Genomic DNA, 21,354 nt, shown 5'->3' on the forward strand with positions numbered 1-21,354 from the left:
GTCACGATGAGAGACGAACAAGTCTGGCAGACGCTGCGGGAACTGGAAGAGCTGGAGCAACGGGAGGACCTGCAAGAGGGACTGTGGCGGATCAGCGAGGAGACGGGGCTGTTGTTCAATCTGATCTTGCGCCACAGCGGGGCGAGGCGCATCTTGGAGATCGGCACTTCAAGCGGCTATTCGACGCTCTTTCTCGCCGACGCAGCCCGTGCGAACGGGGGCAAGGTGGTCACCTGTGAGATGAGCGAGTACAAGATCGGGCTGGCCAAAGAGACATTTGCCAAAGCCGGTCTGGCGGAGCATATCGTGTTGCTTGAAGGCAACGCGCTGGAGAGAGTCGATGAACTGGATGGGCCGTGGGATTTTATTTTCCTCGACGGAATGAAGGATGAATACATTTTCTACTTCAGCGAGCTCTGGTCGAAGCTTCGTCCGGGCGGCTTGATCGTCGCGGACAATATGATCTCTCACGAAGGGTACCTCGGCATCGAAGCGTACAAATTTACGGTCGACTGTTTTGAGGATGCCGCATCGGTCACTGTCCCGATCGGTTCCGGCGACCGCTTCACGGTAAAATTGGCCGCCTTGCAAAAAACGGCCATAGACCAAGACGCAGAAAAACACCAAGGCGACTAGATGCCTTGGTGTTTTTGTTGATGTTTGGCTGCGAGCCGTTTCAAGGCTCGTTCGATGATCACTTCGTTGTTGTGGTAGCCGGATGCCGCATGCAGTTCCTGCAGCCGCTCCAGCGGATGCCAAAACGCGTCGCGCACCTCTTGGAGCTGAGCCCGCGTCTCTTCGGTGAGCGCTTCCATCAGGTAGTACGTGACTTCCTTCATCACCGGCCCTTTGCCCGGGACCCGGCAGCGATAGTGGATCACGCCCAGCGGGTCGCCGACGATCTGCGATTTGACGCCCGTCTCTTCTTCGACCTCGCGCAACGCCGCTTGTTTGACCGTCTCGCCTTCTTCCAAATGCCCTTTCGGCAAGGTCGTGCGTCCGTACCGGTCCTGGATCAGCAGCACGTCGAGGTGATCATCCCGCTTGCGAAACACGATGCCGCCCGCCGAAATTTCCTTCATGCCCATACACCTCCAGATGTGTACAAACCAGCATGACTCCACCGAATGAGATTTTATACATCCATGAGTATGAAGCAGGGAAGCGGACGATGTGCAGGGATTCGGTCGAGTGGTGGCGAATGGTGATTTACTAGATAAGGACGATTACGAACGGTAAAAGGAGGAGGAGGGAGGATGGCACCGAGAAATGCGGCCCAGAACCAACAGATTCGCGATGAACGGCGGGAGCAATTGCTGAACGCCGCACTGCGGGTGTTTGCCCGACGCGGCTTGGCTGCGACCAAGATCAGCGACATTGCGAAGACGGCGGGGCTCAGTCATGGACTGGTCTATCACTACTTTGATTCCAAAGACGAGATCTTCACCGAACTGGTCGAGCGTGCGCTGGACAGTTCGATGTTGCTCTCGCGGGTGGCCGCCCGGATGAAGGGCGACCCGTGGGAGAAACTCGTGTGGCTGACAGAGAAGATCCTGGCGTCGGCAGAAGGCGAGGCCGGGTATTATTTTCTTGTCATGGTGCAAGCGCTGACATCCGAGTCGGTCCCGCCCGAGGCCAAAGAACAGGTCGAGGACAAATTTCCCGCCAATCTCGCCCAACTCGTGCCGATCCTCGTCGCCGGACAAGCGGCGGGCCTGGTGGTGCAGGATGACCCCGAGCGGCTCGCCGCCGCTTATTTCTCCTGCCTGCAAGGGGTGATCCTGATGCAGATCGGCCGCGGGGAAGACGGAGTGCAGATGGACGCCGATCTGATCCTGCGCCTCTTGAAAGCGTAAGAAAATTATAAAATCGACAGCTCGTTCGTATAACAGCCGTTCCAGGCGCATACACTGAGACATATCACCGCAGAAAGACAAGGAGTCCGAGAAGGCGAGTGTGATCTCATGAGCAAATGGAAGATCGGCGCGGAACGGGACGCCGACAAGCTGTGCGCGTGCCTCGAACAGGCTCGGGAGCATCTTCGCGAACAGGGCATCATCACGGTCGGCGAGCAATCGACCCGCGGATCGTATACTTTCTATACATATCGATTGGTCCGCCCGGCGGAAGCGGCGGAGACAGTGATCGAGGCGTTTGCAGACAGCGTCGCCCGCTACGTGACCGACGTGTGGGAACGTCGCGAGTTGGAGCGCATCGTCGCTGAAGATTTTTACTATTACGAAAAGAGCGAGGTCGAGTACCTCGCCGAGTCGGGGGTGACGATCCTCGCCGACCTGCGCGACGAGGAGGGCCGCCCGCTGCGGTTCCGGCACATCGCCCGTCAGGTCGCCGAGCAGCTCCGGCACAGCGGCGACCTCGTCGTCGAGGGCTTGCTGCGATTTCGGATGCAGGGGTTGCACGATGATCTGCATCGCGTGATCGAACAGGCGATCGACGAATATCTGCTGGAAGTCGAGCAGCAGGAGTTCGTCAAGCTGCTGCGCTATTTCCTCGAAGCGCAGGAGGCCAAAATGCCGCTGCTCCACCTCGTCCATCTGGCTGACGCGATGACCCTGCTCTACGATGCAGAGGGGCAACCGCTGGCGTCCGACGCCGTGCCGGGACTTCCGGAGAGCGCACGGGAGGCGGGGCTGCAGGTGGAGGAGTTGATGAGCGTGTTGATCGCGCTGGCTCCCGAGCAACTGCACATCCATCTGCAGACGGAGGAGACGCCGACGTGGCTCGACACGGTGAAGAAGATCTTTGCCGAGCGGGCGCACGTGTGCCGCGGCTGCCCGATCTGCCTTTCTGCGGCCGAGGAAGTGCGCGACTATCCAAATCTTAACGAATGCTCCAAAAAAGTTTGACACTTGTCCGATACAGGGATATAATCTGTAACAACAAGTAACCGAGCTGGTTGCCAGCGCTTTTGCCTTTGCACCGCGAGCAGGGGCAGGGGCGCTTTTTACTGCGATACAGACTGCCAAGATAAATGGGTTGACACCTTCGTCGATCCTGTGATAGGATGTTTGAGTAAGATAAGTTCATATGCCACTAAGAAGCAGAAGCATCCGCTTCTCACCCGCTTTGAGCGTCAACCGACTGCGACCGGGTTGTGAAATGATTTACTTCAGAACGAACCTTTGTTCTTTCGTCTGTTATAAATCGTGCGGATGTATACCCATACATCCGCATTTTTTAGTTTCACTTCTTTGTATGGCCAAAACTTCAGGAGGTGACAGGCAATTAGCAAAGACGATGTTCAAATCAATGAAGCGATCCGCGCTCGTGAAGTGCGGTTGATCGATTCGAACGGTGACCAGTTGGGTATCAAGTCGCTGCGTGAAGCACTGCAGATCGCAGAGGACAAAAACCTCGATCTGGTCAACGTGGCGCCTACTGCAAAACCTCCCGTCTGCCGCATCATGGACTATGGAAAGTTCAAGTATGAGCAGTCGAAAAAGGAAAAAGAGGCCCGCAAGAACCAAAAGATCATCGAACTCAAGGAAATTCGCATGACTCCTAACATCGAGGAGCACGATTTCCAAACCAAGCTGCGCAACGCGGTGAAGTTCCTCGGCGAAGGTGACAAGGTGAAGGCATCCGTCCGCTTCCGCGGCCGTGAGATCACGCACCAAGACCTCGGTCTGAAAGTACTCAACCGACTTGCACAGGAGTGCGCCGAGATCGCATCGGTCGAGCGCGCACCGAAGCTTGAAGGCCGCAGCATGATCGTCATTCTCGCGCCGAAAGCACAACAAAGCTAATCATCGCTCACAAACGGAGGTAAACACAATGCCGAAGATGAAAACTCACAGCGGCGCTGCGAAGCGTTTCAAGAGAACCGGTTCCGGCGGTCTGAAGCGTTCCCAAGCGAAAACCAGCCACTTGTTCGCAAACAAGGACCAAAAAGTAAAGCGCAAACTGCGCAAAGCTGCAATGGTTCACCCGTCCGACCAGAAGCGCATCGAGCAAATGCTCACCTACCTGTAATATTTACAGCAATAGAGAAACTAGGAGGTACTACCCATGCCGAGAGTTAAAGGCGGTATCGTTACCCGTCGTCGCCATAAGAAAATCCTGAAACTTGCTCGTGGTTACCGCGGTTCGAAGCACCGCATCTTCAAGACTGCGAACGCGCAAGTCCTGAAGTCCCTGATGTATGCATACCGTGACCGCCGTCAAAAGAAGCGCGACTTCCGCAAACTGTGGATCGCTCGCATCAACGCGGCTGCTCGCATCAACGGTCTGTCCTACAGCAAGCTGATCCACGGCCTGAAACTCGCTGGCGTCGAAGTCAACCGCAAAATGCTGGCTGACCTCGCTGTCAACGACGCAAAAGCATTCGCAGAACTGGCTACCCTGGCAAAGGGCAAGCAAAACGCGTAATCGCTGCCAAAGACTTGCAACCCTGTGTTGCAAGTCTTTTTTCATGGTCTGAAGTCGGGGGTTGTGAACGCAAGGGCTTCGGGGTATGCTACTAGTAGCAAGTCTATGATTGTAACTTTTTCCCAGTGGTAACAGGGGGTACATACAATGGCAAAGCAGTTTGCAGTCATCGGGATGGGGCGGTTTGGCACCAGCGTGGCCCGCACTCTTTATGAGATGGGGTACGACGTGCTCGGCATCGATTCCAACGATGATCGGATTCAGGACACGATGGATCTCGTCACTCATGCAGTGACGGCCGACACGACAGACGAACACGCGCTGAAGGCGATCGGCATCCGCAACTTTGACACGGTGGTCGTGGCGATCGGCAACGACACGAAAAACAGCATCATGACGACGCTGTTGCTCAAAGAGCTCGGCGTCAAGTTTATCGTCGTCAAGGCGATGGACGAGATGCACGGCAAGGTGCTGGAGAAGATCGGGGCGGACCGCGTCGTCTATCCGGAGCGCGACATGGGGTATCGCGTGGCACACAACTTGATCTCGCCGAACATTCTCGACTACATCGAGTTGGCACCCGACTACTCGATCATGGAGATCACGGCCCCGACCAAATTTGTCGGCCGCTCTCTGGAGCAAATCGACATCCGCCGCAAATACGGCTGCAACGTCATGGCGATCAAGCATGGCAAAGACATCAACATCTCCCCGATTGCCAGCGATATTTTGCACGAAGGGGATGTGCTGGTCATCGTCGGGAAAAATGAGGATCTGGACGACATCGACGAAAACAGATAGAGGGTGACTCACTATGTATGGAATGGAACAGATCACTTCGGTGAAAAACAACCGCGTCAAAGAATGGGCGTCGCTGAAACAGAAAAAATACCGCAACTCGACCGGCAAGTACATCGCCGAGGGCGTACGCCTCGTCGAAGAGGTGATCGCGTCCGGGGCATCGGTCGAAGCGATCCTGATCGCGGGCGACCTGCAGAGCGGCCGCTTTGACAAGATCGTCAACGGCGCCCACTCGAAAGATATTGTGATGTATGAGGTGGCGGAAGCGGTGATCGAGCACATCTCCGACACCAAATCGCCGCAGGGCGTCATCGCCATCGTACACCGTCATGAAGGTGACCCGGCTCTGTTCATCGCGGGCAAGGAAAAACCGCTCTACCTCGTGCTTGACTCGCTGCAAGATCCGGGCAACCTCGGCACGATGATCCGCACGGCCGACGCCGTTGGGGCAACGGCTGTGTTTGTCTCCAAGACGAGCGTCGACCTGTACAATCCGAAAGTGATCCGGTCGACGATGGGCTCGCTCTATCATTTGCCTGTCTTTGAAGTCGATCTGATCGAGTTCCTGCCGCAGTTGCAAGCTGCCGGGGTCAAAGTCGTCGGCACCGCCCCGGAGGCGGACCGGACGGTGTACGGCTATGACTTCACGCAAGGCACCGCGCTGGTGATCGGCTCGGAAGCGCACGGGATGTCGGCCGACGTGGCGGCTCTCACCGACGCGCAGATCACGCTGCCGATGCCGGGGCAGGCCGAGTCGCTCAATGCGGCGATCGCCTCGTCCGTCATGCTCTACGAAGCGTTGCGCCAACGCACCGTGTAGAGAGATCCGGGGAGTGACCGGGCCGCATTTCGGGCATCCTGAACGTATAGGGGGTGCAGGAAATGAGCGAAACGGCACGTCATCATCTGATTGCGTTTTTGGTCAAGTTCGGGGCGACGGTCGCCTCGATCTACTTCATTGCGCTGTTTTACCCGGTCTGGGGGCACATGCACTTCGGACATGCTCTGATCTTGGGCCTTGTGATCGCGGTGGTGGGCTATCTGGCCGATCTGATCATCCCAAGAGCGGTCAACTACATCGTCGCGGTCGCGTTCGACCTTGTCACGGCGGTGCTGATCGTCGGCTTTGGCAACGTGCTGTTTCCTGGCATGAGCGTCTCGTGGACGTTTGCGTGGTTTGTCGGCCTTCTGGTCGCCGGGGTGGAGATTTTTTACCACTACCAATTTGTGCGGAAATCGAACGAACCGGTGCGTTGACAGTTGCAAACGCGTGTCGGCTGTACTATACTGGTTAGCATTACAAGCGAAAATTTCCCACAACAGCGATGAGGGAGAGAGTAGGGCGTCAGACGTGCCGTACAGGGAGAGGGTGCCAGAGACTGGAAGCAACCTCACGACACAGACAGCCTGAAGTTCACTCCGTAGCTGCCTTCCTGAAGGATCATCTGAATCGCGGAGATCTGTGTAGGGCGGGCCGGTGTTGCCAAACGCCGTTATCTCACAAGGAAGTGGAGCAGCTTTTTTACGTGCTCAATTAGGGTGGTACCGCGAAGACCTTCGTCCCTACGGATGAATGGTCTTTTTTTATTTGTCTGATCTTTTGTGTGATCTTCTAGGAGGGAACAAGCGATGAAAGAACAGCTCGTCGCGCTGCAAACCACAGCGCTCGAAGCACTGCAAGGGCTGGAAACGCTCGGGCAACTGGGCGATTGGAAAGTCCAATACCTCGGTAAAAAAGGCGAACTGACCGGCATGTTGCGCGGCATGGGCGCCCTGTCGGCAGAAGAGCGCCCGGTCGTCGGCGCACTGGTCAACGACGTGCGCGCCGCCCTGGAAGCAGCCTATGAGGAGAAGGAAGCGCTGCTGAAAAAGGCAGAGCGTGAAAAGCGTCTCGCCGAAGAATCGGTCGATGTCACTTTGCCGGGTCGCGCGGTGAAACTGGGCAGCGAACACCCGCTGAACATCGTCATCCGCGACATCGAAGACATCTTCCTCGGCCTTGGCTTCCAAGTGGCGGACGGTCCGGAGGTCGAGTACGACTATTACAATTTTGAAGCGATGAACGTGCCGAAAAACCACCCGGCTCGCGATATGCAGGACACGTTTTACATCAACGAAGACGTGCTGATGCGCACCCAGACTTCGCCGATGCAAGCGCGCGTGCTCCGTGCCACCGCTGAAAAGGCGAAGGCGGAAGGCCGTCAACATCCGGACCCGGTCCGCGTGATCGTTCCGGGCCGCGTTTATCGCCGTGATGATGATGACGCGACCCATTCGCACGCGTTCATGCAGATCGAGGGCTTGGTCGTCGACCGCGGCATCCGCATGAGCGACCTGAAAGGGACGCTGCTGATGTTCGCCCGCCAGATCTTCGGCCCGGAAGTCGAGATCCGTATGCGTCCGTCGTATTTCCCGTTCACCGAGCCGTCCACAGAGGTTGACGTTACCTGCTTCAACTGCGGCGGCAGCGGTTGCCGGACCTGCAAGCAGACCGGCTGGATCGAGATTCTCGGCGCGGGCATGGTCCACCCGTATGTCTTGGAAGAGCAAGGCTACGATTCGGAAGAGTTCACCGGGTTTGCGTTCGGCATGGGCGTGGAACGGGTCGCGATGCGCCGCTATGGCATTGAGGACATCCGCCACTTCTACCAAAATGACGTGCGCCTGATGTCTCATTTCAAATCGCGGATGTAGCAGGAGGGAATCGACAAATGAAGATCAGCTATAACTGGTTGAGAGAATATATCGAGATCGACGACCTGACCCCGCAGGAGTTGGGTGCACGCCTGACCGAAGGCGGCATCCCGGTCGAAGTGTTCACGGAGCTGAACCAAGGCGTCACCGGCGTCGTCGTCGGCCATGTCGTCGAGACGCGCCAGCATGAAAATGCAGACAAACTGCGCGTCTGCACGATCAACGCGGGCACCGGCGATCATCTGCAGATCGTCTGCGGCGCGCCGAACGTCGCTCCTGGGCAAAAAGTGCCGGTCGCCGTCGTTGGCGCGGAGCTGCCGGGCGATTTCAAGATCAAAAAGGCCAAACTGCGCGGCGTTGAATCGCAAGGCATGCTCTGCTCGGCCAAAGAGCTCGGCATGGACGTGAAACTGCTGCCGAAGGAGCAGACCGAGGGTCTGTACATCCTGCCGGAAGACGCGCCGGTCGGCCATGACATCGCCGATTACCTGCTGATGAACGACACCGTGCTGGAGCTCGAACTCACCCCGAACCGTTCCGACGCGCTGAACTATCGTGGCGTCGCGTACGAAGTGGCGGCGATCCTCGACCGTCCGATGAAGATGAAGGAAGAGTACACCGCACACGGCAACGGGTCCTCTCCGGTCACCGTGAAGATCGAGTCGGACAACTGCACCAAATACGCCGCCCAAGTCGTACAAAATGTCACCGTCAGCGAATCGCCGCTCTGGTTGCAAGCGAAACTGCTGGCCGTCGGCGTGCGCCCGATCAACAACGTCGTTGACGTGACCAACTTCGTCATGTTTGAACTGGGTCAGCCGCTGCACGCGTTCGACCTGAGCAAAGTCGCGCAGGACACGATCATCGTCCGTCAAGCGCAAGACGGCGAAACGCACGTCACGCTGGACGGTGTGGAGCGCACGCTCGACGCGTCGATGCTCGTCATCGCCGACCCGGAAAAAGTGATCGGTCTCGCCGGCGTCATGGGCGGTGAAAACTCGGAAGTCGATGCGGCGACCAAGAACATCGTCCTCGAATCAGCGTATTTCGATCCGGGCACGACCCGCAAGACCGGCAAGGCGCTCGGCCTGTTCTCCGAAGCGCAAAAGCGCTTTGAAAAAGGCATGATCGACCAAGGCATGATCACGAACGCCCTGCTGCGTGCAGCCGAACTGATCGCAGAGCTCGCTGGCGGCGAAGTGGTCGGGGGGCCGGTCGAAGTCGTGAAAAAAGGTGCGGAGCCGCACGTGCTCGACCTGCGTCATGAACGCGTCAATGAAGTGCTCGGCACCTCGATCACCGAAGACGAGATGGTCGCTGTGCTCAAGCGCCTCGGCTTTGAAGTCTCCGGCTTCAAAGTGGACGGCGCACACCGCATCACCGTCCCGACCCGCCGTCCGGATATGGTGCGCGAAGTCGACCTGATCGAGGAAGTGGCCCGCATCTACGGCTATGACAAGATCCCGTCGACGCTGCCGTCCGGCAACTACGTGCAAGGCCAGCTGACCCCGGAGCAACGCCTGCGCCGCACCGCACGCGAAGTGCTGATCAACGCCGGGCTCAACGAAGTGGTGACCTACTCGTTCACCAACGTCGGCCTGCTCGAACCGCTCGGTCTGCACACCGAAGCGACGCTGACCAACCAAGTCAAGCTGTTCAACCCGATGTCCGAAGACCGTTCCGCTCTGCGCACGCACCTGCTGCCGTCGCTGGTCGAAGTGGTGCAGTACAACCGCAACCGCCGCACCAACGACCTCGCCTTGTTCGAGATCGGCCGCGTCTTCTCCCCGGAGCCAGGCGTTGACACCCCGGTCACCGAGCGCGTGCGCATCGCCGGCATCATGACGGGCAACTACGGCGCGCTGGGCGTCGGCGAGAAGGGCCGTCCGGTCGACTTCTTTGCTGTGAAGGGCGTTGTAGAAACGCTGCTCGACGGCATCGGCATCACCGACGTGCTGTTCGTCCGCGCGGCCCAAGCAGGCCTGCACCCGGGCCGCACGGCGAAGATCGTCAAGCGGCACGAAGGCGAACTGCTGGAGCTCGGCGTGATCGGCGGCCTGCATCCGGAGGCGGAGGAAGCGTGCGACCTGTCGCCGACCTACTACTTCGAACTGCACATGGAAGCGTTGCTGACCGCGAAGGAACGCTCCGAACTGGTCGTGCCGCCGCTGCCGAAGTTCCCGAGCATCGAGCGCGACATCGCGCTGCTCGTCGACATCGACACTCCGGCCGGCGACCTGCTCGACACGATCCGCATCGCCGGCGGCGACTTGCTGGTCTCCGTGCGCATCTTCGACTTCTACCAAGGCGCGCAGGTGCCGGCCGGCAAAAAATCGCTGGCCTACGGGCTGGTCTACCGCTCGTCGGAGCGCACTTTGACTGACGAAGAAGTCACCGAGCGTCACAACCGCGTGTTGGAAGCGCTGAAGGCAGGGCACCACGCAGAACTTCGTGCCTAGTGACAGGAGGATTTTTCCCCCTGCAAGGCGAAGTGAAGCAGGGAACCTAGAAAGGGGCGAATTTCCCTTGCTGAACAACGCGAACGGCAAGAATGACGTAAACAAGATCAAAGCTGTGATCTACGGCCAAGATTATCAGATAAAAGGCAAGGCTTCGCTCGACCACCTGCGTCTCGTCGCCCTGTTGGTGGACCATAAAATGAAGGAGATCGGCGAGGTCAACCCTCGTCTCGATCTCAACCGCGTCGCGGTGCTGGCGGCGGTAAACGTCGCCGACGAGTATCTGCGGCTGCGGCAGGAGTACGACGAGCTGCTGAAGATTCTGGAGCAAGCGCAACAAATGGAGGGCTAGGGCAGTGATCGACCTGATCATCGGAGCGTTTGTGATCCTCTCCGGCATCAACGGATGGCGGACCGGACTGATCCGCCAGATCGTGTCGCTGGTCGCCGTCTTCGCGGCGTGGCTGATCGCAAAAAGCTCGTCGCAACTGCTCGTCCCGTGGATCGAGGGCTGGTTTCCAGTCCCGTCGATGGCCCCGGAAAATCCCCTTCGGCTGATCCCGGGCCTCGACATCGCGGCGGGTGTGCACGGCGCTGTCGCTTTTATCCTGCTGTTTATCGTCGCGTTCCTCGCGATCAAGCTGCTCGGCTCCTTGCTCGACCTGATCGCCAAACTGCCCGGCCTGTCGATCTTGAACCGGCTGGGCGGCGTGGTGCTCGGTCTGCTGCTCTCCGTGCTGATCGCCGGCATCCTGGTCCATGTGCTTGCATTTCTTCCGTATAACGGCTTGCAGTGGGCGCTGCAGGACTCGGAGATCGCGCAGGTGCTGTTGAACAAGTTCCAATTTTTCTCCCCGCCTACAGAAAAAGCCCTGAGTCTGTGAAGAGACTCAGGGCTTTTTCCTATTTCGCAGGTTCAGAGGATCAGTCGTTGCGTCGTTCGGAGCGGTCGCCGCTGCCGAGCATTCTGCCTTTCATGTCGCCCGGCACAAACAGGTCGATCAACCCGATCACCAGCGAGGCGATCACCGCGCCGAGCAGGGTGACGCGCATCCCTGGCACGAAGAACTGCGCGACATAGATCACCGCTACGCCGACGAGGAACCCGACGATGCCGCGAGCGTACGGCGAAACGCGGCCGCCGAACAGTCGCTCCACCGCCCAGCCGATCACCGCGATCACCACGGCGGCGATCAACGCCGAACCGAACGTCAGACGAGAGAAGCCTGGGACGAGAAAGCCGACCACCATCAGGACCAGAGCGGACACAATGAAACGGACGATAGCTCCTACGATGTTCATGGATGTTTCCTCCTCCTTTACCGGAATGGAAGTGTCTTTCTGCGGTACACAGTAGCATGTCCAACGGGGTGGGGGTTTATCCGATTTCCATTGCGTCTTTTGCAAAAGGTGCTATAATAGAAAGTTAATATCGGGGGTGACTTCTGATGAATGAACGAGTGCTTCGCGTGCTCGAATTTGATAAAATTCGCAATAAAATCATATCTTTGGCAAGCTGTTCCCTCGGCAAAGCACGGGCGGCCGACCTGTATCCGGCGACTGATTTGCAAGAGGTCGAACGCTCGCAGGCGGCTACGGAAGAAGGGGTCACCGTGTATCGCCTGCGCGGACTGATCCCGCTCGGGGGCCTGCACGACATTCGCGGTCCGGTACGCCGTGCGACGATGGGCGGCACGCTGTCGGCGAAGGAATTGCTCGATATCGCCGATACGATTCAAGGCGGCCGTCGCTTGAAAAAATTCCTGCAGGACACCCATGAACAACACCCGCTCCCGATCATGATGGAGCTGTGCGAGTATATCCCGGAACTGCGCGATGTCGAGGACGAGATCCGCTCTTGCATCGACGACAACGCCGTTGTGCGCGACACCGCGTCACAAGATCTGCGCCGACTTCGCGGCGAGATGCGCACCGTGCAGGCACGCATTAAAGACAAGCTCGAATCGATCATCCGGTCGTCGAGCTTCCAAAAGATGCTCCAAGACCCGATCATCACCCAGCGCAACGACCGCTATGTCGTGCCGCTGAAGGTGGAGTACAGAGGCTCTTTTGACGGCATCGTCCACGACCAGTCGGCATCCGGCTCGACGCTGTTTATCGAACCGGCCGCCGTCGTGCAGATGAGCAACTCCCTGCGCGAACTGGAAGTGAAGGAAGCGCGGGAGATCGAACGCATTCTGTCCACGCTGGCCGCTCAGATCGGCACGCACGGCAGCGAACTGCAAGATGCGCAGGAATCGCTGGCAGAGCTCGACTTTATTTTTGCCAAATCGAACTACGCAAACGAACTGCGCGCCGTACGTCCGCAGATGAACGAAGACGGCATCGTCCGCGTCAAACGCGCCCGTCACCCGTTGATTGCGCCCAAAGACGTCGTGCCGTCCGACCTGCGACTAGGGGATGACTTCCTGTTGCTCGTCATCACCGGCCCGAACACGGGCGGTAAAACGGTCACGCTGAAAACGTTCGGCCTGCTCTCCCTGATGGCGATGGCAGGTCTGCATATCCCGGCTGACGACGGCTCGGTGATGTCGACGTTCGACGAGGTGTTTGCCGATATCGGCGATGAGCAGTCGATCGAACAGTCGCTGTCCACCTTCTCCAGCCACATGACCAACATCGTGCAGATCCTCGAGCAGGTCAATTTCCGCTCCCTCGTCCTCTTTGACGAGCTGGGTGCGGGTACCGATCCGACGGAAGGCGCGGCCTTGGCGATGTCGATCCTCGATTTCCTGCACAAGCGCGGGGTCCGCACCGTTGCGACCACTCACTACAGCGAGCTGAAAGGCTACGCGTTCAACGAACCGAACGCGATCAACGCCTCGGTCGAATTTGACGTCCAATCGCTGCGCCCGACCTACCGCCTGATGATCGGTGTGCCGGGCCGTTCCAACGCGTTTGCGATCTCGCAGCGTCTCGGACTGCGCACAGACGTCATCGAAGCGGCCAAGTCGCGCCTGACCACGGAGGACGTGCAGGTCGACGAACTGATACGCAAGCTGGAGCACAACCAATTGATCGCCGAACAAGAGCGTCGGGAAGCGGAAGAGCTGCGACGCGAGTTGGAAGCTCTGCGCGGTGAGTTTGAAAAAGAGCGCGAGACGTTCTACGCGCAAAAAGACAAGCTGATGGAGCGCGCCGAGGAAGAAGCTCGCAAAGCGGTGCGCAAAGCGGAGAAAGAAGCGGAGGAGATCGTCGACGAACTCCGCCGCATCGCCGCCGAAGAGCGCGGTCAGATCAAAGAGCATCGCCTGATCGAGATGCGCAAACAGTTGGAGGACAAAGCCCCCAAACTCAAGCGCGAGAGCAAGCCCAAACAGGCAAAACCGGCCGACCGTCCTTTGCAGGCGGGCGACCACGTCACCGTCGTTCATCTCGGACAAAAAGGCCACATCGTCGATATCTCCGGCAAACAGGCGATGGTGCAGATCGGCATGATGAAAACGAAAGTCCGCCTCGACCAGCTTGAGTTGCTCGCGCCGGAAGTGATGCCGACCCGCACGGTCGTCGGCCGTAAAAACAGTGAGCCGAAGCACGTGAAAATGGAGCTCGACCTGCGTGGCTCCAACATCGAAGAAGGCATTCACGCCGTCGACAAATACATCGACGACGCGATCATGGCCGGACTCTCGACCATTCACCTGATCCATGGCAAGGGCACCGGCGTTTTGCGCACGGGCATTCAGGACTACCTGCGCGGTCATCGTCAGGTCAAGTCGTATCGCTTCGGCGCGGAAGGCGAAGGCGGCAACGGAGTGACCGTTGTGACTTTGAAATAAGCACTTTCCACAACCATATCACACCAAAAAAGTGGCAGTCCCGACGAGGGGACTGCCACTTTTTGTGATGCGAAGGTGTGTACGATGTTTATGGCGTTCCTTTCGCCGGGGCGGAAGGATCGGAGATGGATCCGCCTGCCGAGACGGAGCGGACTCGGTACGAGTACGTTTTGCCCGATTCCAGATTGGAGTCGGTGTAGGCGGTGCCGCTTGTTGTGCCGAGACGTTTGAAACTGCCGCCGTCGGTGCTGCGTTCCACCACGTAATTCACCGCGCCTTGCACCGGGGTCCACGAGAGTTGCAAAGTGTTTCCCGAGCCGGTGCTGTAGATGTCGTTGATGCGCGGCGGCGATATCTCGTCACCGCCGCCGCCACCGGCACTCAGCGAGACTTTTGCCGCCATCGAAGGCGAGCCTTCCTTGCCGTCGATGAGAGCCGCCACGCGGTAGTAGTAAGTCGCGCCCGGCAGTGCGCTGACGTCGTTGTAGCCGTTGCCTTTTGCAGTGGCGATTCGTTGTGCATCACCGTTCGATTCGGTACTGCGGTAGATCGCATAGGACTCTGCGCCGGAGACCGGCGACCAGGAGACGACGGCACCGACTGCGGCCGGTTTCGCGCTGACATTGCCCGGTGCGGGCACGTTGTCCGGTTGGTCTTTGCCCAGCGTGACGGTGACCGATGGGCTCGGGTCGGACTCCATGCCGTCTTCACCCTGCGAGACGACGCGGTAGGCGTACGTGTTGCCTGTGGTAAGACCGGAGTCGGTAAAGGTGAGTGCGGTCGTTTCGTTGATCACTTGGAACGGACCGGCTTCGCTGTCGGCGCGCAAAATCACGTAGCCTTTCGCGCCTGCGACGGCGCTCCAACTCAAGGTGACCGACGTGCTCGATGCGGGCGTTGCTTTCAGACCGGACGGCACTTTGGTCGTGCGCAGCGTGTCGTCTTCTGCGCGCGGGTCCTTGTCGCTCGGCAGTTCTTTCTCATGGTCGAGCGGCAGATAGGCGCGGTTGCCGTTTGGCAGGGTGTATTTGTCCCGCTTGATGAAGATGCCCTCTTTGACGAGGTGAGCGGGGGTCGAGTCATTGGCGAGATATTTCTTGCCGTTTACTTCATAGTATTTGGCCTTCACGTGAACGTCGCATGCATCGCGGGGAACCGCGTTGGCACGAAACAGTTCGTTCGTGACGGTGTGTTCGGCGTGGCAGAGTTCGGTCGGCAGATGTCCGGAGACCTTGCAGACCGCGACCTGTCTAACGCCGCCCGGATTGGGGAAGAATTCTTTGGTGCGGTTTTCGATGGTCGGCAACACTTGACCCATGATCGCATTCCAAATGTGCTTGGGCGTGTTGCCTTCGCCTTTGAGCAGCGGGTACGGCATGTTGTAGCCGACCCAGATGCCGAGCGTCACATCCGGCGTGTAACCGATGAACCATGCGTCTTTGTCCTCGTTGGTCGTCCCGGTCTTGCCTGCGATTGCGTAGCCGGGGAATTTGCGACCCACCTCAGATGCCGTGCCGCGACGGACCACGCCTTGGAGCATGTCGTTGAGGATGTAGGCGGTGTTCGGGTCAAAGACCTGCGTTTCCTGCGATTGATGCTTATAGGTCACTTCGCCGGTGCGATCTTTGATCTCCTCGATCATGAACGAATCGCGCCAGACACCTGCGTTTGGCATCGTCGAGTAGGAAGATGTCGCTTCCAGCACGGTCAGGCCGTGCGCCATGCCGCCGATGCCGGACGCGAGATTATAGTCAGAATCGTCGAGCGTCGTGACGCCCATCTTCGTGAGATAGCCAAGGCCGTACGTCGGCGTGATGTCGTGATAGACTTTCAGCGCCGGGATGTTGTAGGACTGCTCCAGCGCTTCCCGGACGGTCATCAAGCCGTGGAATCGCTTGTCCCAGTTGAAGGGGAAATACGTCCCCGTCGCGGAACTGCGGTCCGGCCAGACCATCGGCACATCGTCGATCGCTGTGCCGGAGCCGATCAAGCCCCGTTCGATCGCCGGTCCGTAGACGGCGATCGGCTTCATCGTCGAGCCCGGCTGACGGGGCACCGTAGCATGGTTGACCTGGTCGACTTCGTAGTTGCGACCGCCGCCCAGTGCCAACACGCGACCGGTCTTGTTGTCGATCATAGCCGCCCCGGACTGTTCCATCGCGTCTTCGATCTTGGTCTGTTTGCCGGTGTTGTCGGTGATCGTGTAGGTGATGTTTTTCGGGTAGAACTTGTTGTCGTTGATCACGCTGTCGACCATCTTTTGATAGTCGCGCTCAATGGTGGTGAAGATCTGATAGCCGCCTCGGAACAGTGCTTGCCGGGCTTGGTCGAGCGACTCGTAATTGCCGCTGTCCATCAGCCGCTCAGCAGCCTGCGTCTCGATCTCGGCGACGAGATGGCCGAACTCCCCGGCATTGACCCGGCGGTTCTGCTGAGTCTGTTGCAGAGCTTCCGCGACGTTGAACGCTTTGGCCTCTTCATACTGGGCCTGCGTGATATAGCCTGCCGCCATCATCTGCTGGAGGATGTATTCCTGACGGCCGAGCGTGTTTTCCAAATTGACATACGGATTGAACAAGCTCGGATTGTTCGGCAGGGCGGCGAGGATCGTCGACTGTGCCAGCGTGAGATCTTTTGCGTTGACGCCGAAGATCGCCTGCGATGCCCGTTGGATGCCGTACAGGTTGTCCGGACCTGATTTCCCGAAATAGATCCAGTTTAAGTAGGTGACGAGGATCTCGTCCTTCGTCAGTTGTTTTTCCAATTCAATCGCAAGGTACATCTCCTGCACTTTGCGTTCCAACGTGCGGCTCTGCTCAGGGAACATCGCGTTTTTCACCGTCTGTTGGGTGATCGTCGACGCGCCGCTCATGATCGAGCGGCCGAGCACGTTCTGGACGGTCGCCCGTGCCAGTGCCATCGGATTGATCCCGAAATGGGAGCGGAAGTCTTTGTCTTCTGCGGCGATGAACGCGTTGACGACGTGCGGTGATACTTCGTCGAGCGACTTGATCAACTCGCGGTCGCCATCCCCTTGCAGATCGAACATGAACTGTTGATCCGCGTCGTATACTTTCGTCGTCGCCGCCATGTTGGTGATCGTGTTGAGGTCCAATGGCGGCGCTTTCTTCAAGAGCGTCGCCACATAGCCGGCTCCCGCTCCGCCGCCGATCACACCGGCCGCTAAAAATAAGAACAAGAAGATCTTGACGGTTCGCCAAAACCATCTCTTCTTTTTCTTCTGCTTTTTACGAGACTTGCTATCCGAACCGGAATCGCGGTTCGGCTCAGTGGAACGAGCCATGCCGTGTTCTTCCATTTTTGACGCCCTCCCCCTAACTTTAACTATTATACCACAGAGCAAATGGGGCACAAGAAACGACACGTTCGGACAGCGTTCACACGGCGGTGTTTTCTTGACAGCCGCTGGTGGAATTGGTATGATTTTATCTGATTCAGGCTGATATTATACAGGCTGTGAAGGAACGAGTAGCGCTTGTCAGGTTTGATCGTGCAGAGAGCCGGTGGTCGCTGCGAACCGGACGGTCACGAGCGCGAAGTACAGTCCCGAGCCGTTCGGAGGAAATGCCGAACCGGTCGTCTGTTTGGGCGGCCGTTATCTTGCAACGAAGGTGATCCTTTATTTTGGCATGGGATCGACCTAGGGTGGTACCGCGAGTCAGATCCTCGCCCCTAGCTACACAGGGGCGGGGATTTTTTGTTTTCTCAGAATACACACGCTGAAAGGGATGGAACTCAAATGTCGAACCAAGAACAAGTCACCCGCGACCCGCAGGTGGAAGCAGAAGTCGAACGCCAGCTGGCTGTGATCCGCCGCGGTGCGGTGGAGATCATTCCCGAGGAAGAACTGGTGGGCAAACTGCGCCGCTCGATCAAGACCGGCAAACCGCTGCACATCAAGCTCGGCCTCGACCCGTCCGCTCCGGATATCCACCTCGGCCACACGGTGCCGCTGCAAAAGATGCGCCAGTTCCAAGACCTCGGTCACAACGTCACGATCATCATCGGTGACTACACCGGCATGATCGGCGACCCGACCGGCAAATCGGAGACGCGCAAACAACTGACCCTCGACCAGGTCCGCGAAAACGCAGCCACTTACGTTGAACAGCTCTACAAAGTGCTCGACAAAGAAAAGACCAGCATCCGCTACAACTCCGAGTGGCTCGCCCCGCTCAATTTTGCTGACGTCATCAAACTGGCGGCCAACACCACCGTTGCCCGCATGCTGGAGCGCGACGACTTTGAAAAGCGCTACAACTCACAACAGGCGATCTCCCTGCATGAGTTCTTCTACCCGCTGATGCAAGGCTACGACTCGGTCGCGCTGGAGTGCGACGTCGAGCTTGGCGGAACCGATCAAAAGTTCAACCTGCTGATGGGCCGCACCCTGCAAAAGGAATACGGCAAAGAGCAGCAGGTGATCCTGACCCTGCCGATCATCGAGGGTCTCGACGGCGTGCAAAAAATGTCCAAGTCGCTCGGCAACTACATCGGCATCGACGAAGCGCCGAACGACATGTACGGCAAGACGATGTCGATCCCGGATGAACTGATGGTCAAATACTTCGAACTGGTCACCGACATCTCGCTGGAAGAGCTGGCTGAGATCCGCACCGGATTTGCAAACGGCTCGCTGCACCCGCGCGATCTGAAGATGCGCCTCGGCCGCGAGATCGTCACCAAATACCACGGCGAGGAAGCGGCTCAAGCGGCGGAAGATCATTTTAAGACCGTCTTCCAAAAGCGCGCGCTACCGGACGATATGCCGGAAGTGACGCTCGAGCCGGGCACCGTCTGGATCGTCAAACTGCTCACCGATCTGAAGATGGCACCGTCCAACGGCGAAGCTCGCCGACTGATCCAAGGCGGCGCCGTCAAGATCAACGAGGAAAAAGTGGCGGAAGTCGACGCGCAGATCGAACTGCAAGACGGCATGGTTCTCCAAGCTGGCAAACGCAAATTTGCCCGCATCCACCTCGGCTAAACGATACGAGAGAAAGGCCAACGCTGCGGCGTTGGCCTTTCTTCCTATTTAATAGTAGTTGCGCCTGTATTGGGGAATCCTAACAGTCAAATTGGGCAGGAAAATCGTCGCAGAAGCAGGAGATTTCCGCTGGGGTGTTCTCTTTTCGTTTAAGGTGATCTTGAGCATTTGCACAAGAATCGCAGAATCGTGCTACGATGAGCACATAAACGAGACTGAGGGGTGGCGAGTTGGAAAATCAAGCGATTTTGGCGATTGCTATTTTCTTGATCACGTATGCACTGATCGTCAGTGAAAAACTGCACCGTACGATTGTGGCGATGATCGGCGGGATTTTGATGGTCGGCTTTGGCATTTTGGATCAAGAAGCAGCGATTCACCACGTTGACTTTAATACGCTGGGGCTGTTGATCGGCATGATGGTGCTGGTCGCGATCACCGGCAAGACGGGCGTGTTCAAGTACTTGGCGATCAAGGCAGCCAAGATGGCAAAGGGTCATCCGGTTCGCATTCTGGTCTATCTGTCGGTAATCACCGCCCTGTTGTCGTCGTTGCTCGACAACGTGACGACCGTTATGCTGATCGTGCCGGTGACGTTCTCGATTGCGCGGCAGTTGAAGGTCAATCCGGTGCCGTATCTGATCTCCGAGATCATCGCATCGAACGTCGGGGGCACGGCGACTTTGATCGGCGACCCGCCGAACATCATGATCGGCAGCGCGGTCAAGGAGCTTGACTTCATGGCGTTTGTTTACAACCTGGCGCCGATCGCGGCGATCATCCTCGTTGTGACGGTGGCGCTGTTGGTGCTGATCTTCCGCAACCAGTTGAAGAGCGATCCGGAGCGTCAAGCGTTGATCATGAGCTTGAATGAGAACGACGAACTGCAAGACACCAAGCTGTTGGTCAAATCGCTGGCTGTGCTGGCATTGACGATTATCGGGTTCGGGTTGCATCAGCAACTGCATCTGGAATCTGCGACCGTGGCGCTGGCCGGGGCGTTCCTGCTCCTGCTCTTGACGGGCGAGAAGTATCTGGAAGAAGCGTTTGAGAAAGTGGAATGGGCGACGATCTTCTTCTTCGTGGGGCTGTTTGTCCTCGTCGCGGGGCTGATCGAAACCGGCGTTATCTCGATGCTGGCAGAAAGAGCGATGGACGCCACGGGAGGCGACCCGACCAAGATGGCGTTGCTGATCCTGTGGATGAGTGCGATTGCGTCGGCGTTTGTGGATAACATCCCGTTCGTTGCGACAATGATCCCGATGATCAAGGAGATGGGCTTGCTGGGGATCACCGACCTCGAACCGCTGTGGTGGAGCTTGGCTTTGGGCGCATGTCTGGGCGGCAACGGCACGGTCATCGGCGCGAGCGCAAACGTGATCGTCATCGGTCTGGCTGCGAAGGAAGGGTACAAGATCTCATTTATGAGATTCTTCGTGATCGCGTTCCCGCTGATGATCCTCTCGATCATCATCTCGACGGTGTATGTGTATCTGCGCTACCTGTAAAACGAGGAAAAGGGAGGACGGCTGATGGTGACGTACGAGTTTGATCCTGCAAAGATCAAGGTGACAGAACGCCACTCCGGCGTCGAGTATGAGTTTGAAATCGATGTGCTCGACGAAGAGATGCGAGGGCGACTGAAACAGTTGCGGCTTGAAGTGGAAAACAACGACGATCTCACCGACGTCGTGTTCGGCACGCAACCGGGTAACCATTACGTGGTGAACGTGCGGACGAACTACCGCGTGGAGTTTCTGTTGCTGATGTTTAAGTACGAACTGCTGGTTGCAGTGAAAAGATAATGCGGAAGACCCGATCTCTGAGGAGGTCGGGTTTTCTTTATTGAAATCATGCAGAACGGGCCGTTTGAGCGTCTGAGGGAAAGCAGGTGATGCGGTATGCTTGAGTTTGTTTCGATGGAAGGCGCAGTCGATTTTGTGTCGTGTCAGGCAAACGTGATAAGATGATTCCTGTCGCCGCGAGAGTCGCGGTGATGAGTAAGAAGAAATCACCAGTTGACTTTTGATTCATCTGTGTGGTATTCTAATATACGTCGCCTCTGAGCGATATGATATTGATCCTTGAAAACTAAACGAGTGTTACGAGATCGATTTTCGAGCCAGCGATTCATTCGCTTGATTTCAAACTTTTATTGAGAGTTTGATCCTGGCTCAGGACGAACGCTGGCGGCGTGCCTAAT

Annotated in this window: 20 protein-coding genes and 1 other annotated feature; of the genes, 17 read left to right on the forward strand and 3 right to left on the reverse strand. The window is 57.7% G+C overall.

The annotated features are described in order from the left end of the window. Positions 1-6: 6 nt before the first annotated feature. A complete protein-coding gene (locus tag OS242_RS12285; RefSeq protein ID WP_267151985.1) occupies positions 7-636 on the forward strand; it encodes an O-methyltransferase in 630 nt (209 codons plus the stop codon). On the opposite strand, the gene OS242_RS12290 is transcribed toward OS242_RS12285, so the two are convergent. After that, positions 633-1,082: an NUDIX hydrolase gene (locus OS242_RS12290; protein WP_267151986.1), complete on the reverse strand. Its 450-nt coding sequence runs from the start codon at positions 1,080-1,082 to the stop codon at positions 633-635. The two genes, OS242_RS12285 and OS242_RS12290, sit on opposite strands and share 4 nt — an antisense overlap. 174 nt (positions 1,083-1,256) lie before the next feature. Between OS242_RS12290 and OS242_RS12295 the strand changes: the two genes are divergently transcribed. The 12 genes from OS242_RS12295 to OS242_RS12350 all read left to right on the forward strand — a co-directional run bounded on the left by OS242_RS12295 (position 1,257) and on the right by OS242_RS12350 (position 11,227). Then, entirely contained in the window at positions 1,257-1,856 is a 600-nt protein-coding gene (locus OS242_RS12295; RefSeq protein ID WP_267151987.1) for a TetR/AcrR family transcriptional regulator, read from the forward strand. Between the two features lie 108 nt (positions 1,857-1,964). Further along, positions 1,965-2,867, forward strand: a complete 903-nt coding sequence (gene ytxC, locus OS242_RS12300) for a putative sporulation protein YtxC (RefSeq protein ID WP_267151988.1) — start codon at positions 1,965-1,967, stop codon at positions 2,865-2,867. 378 nt (positions 2,868-3,245) lie between these two features. Then, entirely contained in the window at positions 3,246-3,767 is a 522-nt protein-coding gene (gene infC, locus OS242_RS12305; protein ID WP_267152010.1) for a translation initiation factor IF-3, read from the forward strand. A 28-nt stretch (positions 3,768-3,795) separates the two neighbouring features. Then, positions 3,796-3,993, forward strand: coding sequence for a 50S ribosomal protein L35 (gene rpmI, locus OS242_RS12310; RefSeq protein ID WP_267151989.1), 198 nt, complete (start codon positions 3,796-3,798; stop codon positions 3,991-3,993). Between the two features lie 36 nt (positions 3,994-4,029). Next, positions 4,030-4,389 carry a 50S ribosomal protein L20 gene (gene rplT / locus OS242_RS12315; protein ID WP_267151990.1) on the forward strand — a complete coding sequence of 120 codons (360 nt, stop codon included), beginning with the start codon at positions 4,030-4,032 and terminating at the stop codon, positions 4,387-4,389. Positions 4,390-4,536: 147 nt separating this feature from the next. Further along, positions 4,537-5,190, forward strand: a complete 654-nt coding sequence (locus OS242_RS12320) for a potassium channel family protein (RefSeq protein WP_267151991.1) — start codon at positions 4,537-4,539, stop codon at positions 5,188-5,190. A gap of 13 nt (positions 5,191-5,203) precedes the next feature. After that, positions 5,204-6,010, forward strand: a complete 807-nt coding sequence (locus OS242_RS12325; RefSeq protein ID WP_267151992.1) for a TrmH family RNA methyltransferase — start codon at positions 5,204-5,206, stop codon at positions 6,008-6,010. Between the two features lie 62 nt (positions 6,011-6,072). Continuing rightward, entirely contained in the window at positions 6,073-6,447 is a 375-nt protein-coding gene (locus OS242_RS12330) for a DUF2512 family protein (protein ID WP_267151993.1), read from the forward strand. 372 nt (positions 6,448-6,819) lie between these two features. Continuing rightward, a complete protein-coding gene (gene pheS / locus OS242_RS12335; protein WP_267151994.1) occupies positions 6,820-7,884 on the forward strand; it encodes a phenylalanine--tRNA ligase subunit alpha in 1,065 nt (354 codons plus the stop codon). 17 nt (positions 7,885-7,901) lie between these two features. Further along, complete coding sequence (gene pheT, locus OS242_RS12340; protein ID WP_267151995.1) at positions 7,902-10,343, forward strand: phenylalanine--tRNA ligase subunit beta; 2,442 nt, start codon at positions 7,902-7,904, stop codon at positions 10,341-10,343. 67 nt (positions 10,344-10,410) lie between these two features. Then, the gene (gene zapA / locus OS242_RS12345) at positions 10,411-10,695 is read left to right on the forward strand and encodes a cell division protein ZapA (RefSeq protein ID WP_267151996.1); all 285 of its coding nucleotides are present in this window, start codon (positions 10,411-10,413) and stop codon (positions 10,693-10,695) included. Positions 10,696-10,699: 4 nt separating this feature from the next. Continuing rightward, positions 10,700-11,227, forward strand: coding sequence for a CvpA family protein (locus OS242_RS12350; RefSeq protein WP_267151997.1), 528 nt, complete (start codon positions 10,700-10,702; stop codon positions 11,225-11,227). Positions 11,228-11,267: 40 nt separating this feature from the next. Here OS242_RS12350 and OS242_RS12355 read toward each other — a convergent pair whose 3' ends face one another. Continuing rightward, positions 11,268-11,645, reverse strand: coding sequence for a phage holin family protein (locus tag OS242_RS12355; protein WP_267151998.1), 378 nt, complete (start codon positions 11,643-11,645; stop codon positions 11,268-11,270). A 146-nt stretch (positions 11,646-11,791) separates the two neighbouring features. On the opposite strand from OS242_RS12355, the gene OS242_RS12360 reads away from it, so the two are divergent. Next, positions 11,792-14,143, forward strand: a complete 2,352-nt coding sequence (locus OS242_RS12360; RefSeq protein WP_267151999.1) for an endonuclease MutS2 — start codon at positions 11,792-11,794, stop codon at positions 14,141-14,143. 88 nt (positions 14,144-14,231) lie between these two features. On the opposite strand, the gene OS242_RS12365 is transcribed toward OS242_RS12360, so the two are convergent. Next, complete coding sequence (locus OS242_RS12365) at positions 14,232-17,462, reverse strand: transglycosylase domain-containing protein (RefSeq protein WP_267152000.1); 3,231 nt, start codon at positions 17,460-17,462, stop codon at positions 14,232-14,234. A 149-nt stretch (positions 17,463-17,611) separates the two neighbouring features. Next, positions 17,612-17,841 (forward strand) — a binding site (T-box leader). Between the two features lie 62 nt (positions 17,842-17,903). Between OS242_RS12365 and tyrS the strand changes: the two genes are divergently transcribed. The 3 genes from tyrS (at position 17,904) to OS242_RS12380 (ending at position 20,956) form a co-directional block, all read left to right on the forward strand. Then, complete coding sequence (tyrS, locus tag OS242_RS12370) at positions 17,904-19,151, forward strand: tyrosine--tRNA ligase (protein ID WP_267152001.1); 1,248 nt, start codon at positions 17,904-17,906, stop codon at positions 19,149-19,151. 230 nt (positions 19,152-19,381) lie between these two features. Then, complete coding sequence (locus OS242_RS12375; protein ID WP_267152002.1) at positions 19,382-20,659, forward strand: ArsB/NhaD family transporter; 1,278 nt, start codon at positions 19,382-19,384, stop codon at positions 20,657-20,659. Positions 20,660-20,683: 24 nt separating this feature from the next. Then, the gene (locus OS242_RS12380; protein ID WP_267152003.1) at positions 20,684-20,956 is read left to right on the forward strand and encodes a hypothetical protein; all 273 of its coding nucleotides are present in this window, start codon (positions 20,684-20,686) and stop codon (positions 20,954-20,956) included. The last annotated feature ends 398 nt before the right edge of the window (positions 20,957-21,354 follow it).

The sequence above is a fragment of the Tumebacillus lacus genome, assembly GCF_026410385.1.
Classification (GTDB): domain Bacteria; phylum Bacillota; class Bacilli; order Tumebacillales; family Tumebacillaceae; genus Tumebacillus; species Tumebacillus lacus.

Excerpts from the sequence above, each read along its gene's own strand:
- OS242_RS12285 (WP_267151985.1), top strand. The coding sequence starts at position 7 with ATGAGAGACGAACAAGTCTGGCAGACGCTGCGGGAACTGGAAGAGCTG.
- OS242_RS12290 (WP_267151986.1), bottom strand. The coding sequence starts at position 1,082 with ATGAAGGAAATTTCGGCGGGCGGCATCGTGTTTCGCAAGCGGGATGAT.
- OS242_RS12295 (WP_267151987.1), top strand. The coding sequence starts at position 1,257 with ATGGCACCGAGAAATGCGGCCCAGAACCAACAGATTCGCGATGAACGG.
- ytxC (WP_267151988.1), top strand. The coding sequence starts at position 1,965 with ATGAGCAAATGGAAGATCGGCGCGGAACGGGACGCCGACAAGCTGTGC.
- rpmI (WP_267151989.1), top strand. The coding sequence starts at position 3,796 with ATGCCGAAGATGAAAACTCACAGCGGCGCTGCGAAGCGTTTCAAGAGA.
- rplT (WP_267151990.1), top strand. The coding sequence starts at position 4,030 with ATGCCGAGAGTTAAAGGCGGTATCGTTACCCGTCGTCGCCATAAGAAA.
- OS242_RS12320 (WP_267151991.1), top strand. The coding sequence starts at position 4,537 with ATGGCAAAGCAGTTTGCAGTCATCGGGATGGGGCGGTTTGGCACCAGC.
- OS242_RS12325 (WP_267151992.1), top strand. The coding sequence starts at position 5,204 with ATGTATGGAATGGAACAGATCACTTCGGTGAAAAACAACCGCGTCAAA.
- OS242_RS12330 (WP_267151993.1), top strand. The coding sequence starts at position 6,073 with ATGAGCGAAACGGCACGTCATCATCTGATTGCGTTTTTGGTCAAGTTC.
- pheS (WP_267151994.1), top strand. The coding sequence starts at position 6,820 with ATGAAAGAACAGCTCGTCGCGCTGCAAACCACAGCGCTCGAAGCACTG.
- pheT (WP_267151995.1), top strand. The coding sequence starts at position 7,902 with ATGAAGATCAGCTATAACTGGTTGAGAGAATATATCGAGATCGACGAC.
- OS242_RS12355 (WP_267151998.1), bottom strand. The coding sequence starts at position 11,645 with ATGAACATCGTAGGAGCTATCGTCCGTTTCATTGTGTCCGCTCTGGTC.
- OS242_RS12360 (WP_267151999.1), top strand. The coding sequence starts at position 11,792 with ATGAATGAACGAGTGCTTCGCGTGCTCGAATTTGATAAAATTCGCAAT.
- OS242_RS12365 (WP_267152000.1), bottom strand. The coding sequence starts at position 17,462 with ATGGAAGAACACGGCATGGCTCGTTCCACTGAGCCGAACCGCGATTCC.
- tyrS (WP_267152001.1), top strand. The coding sequence starts at position 17,904 with ATGTCGAACCAAGAACAAGTCACCCGCGACCCGCAGGTGGAAGCAGAA.
- OS242_RS12380 (WP_267152003.1), top strand. The coding sequence starts at position 20,684 with ATGGTGACGTACGAGTTTGATCCTGCAAAGATCAAGGTGACAGAACGC.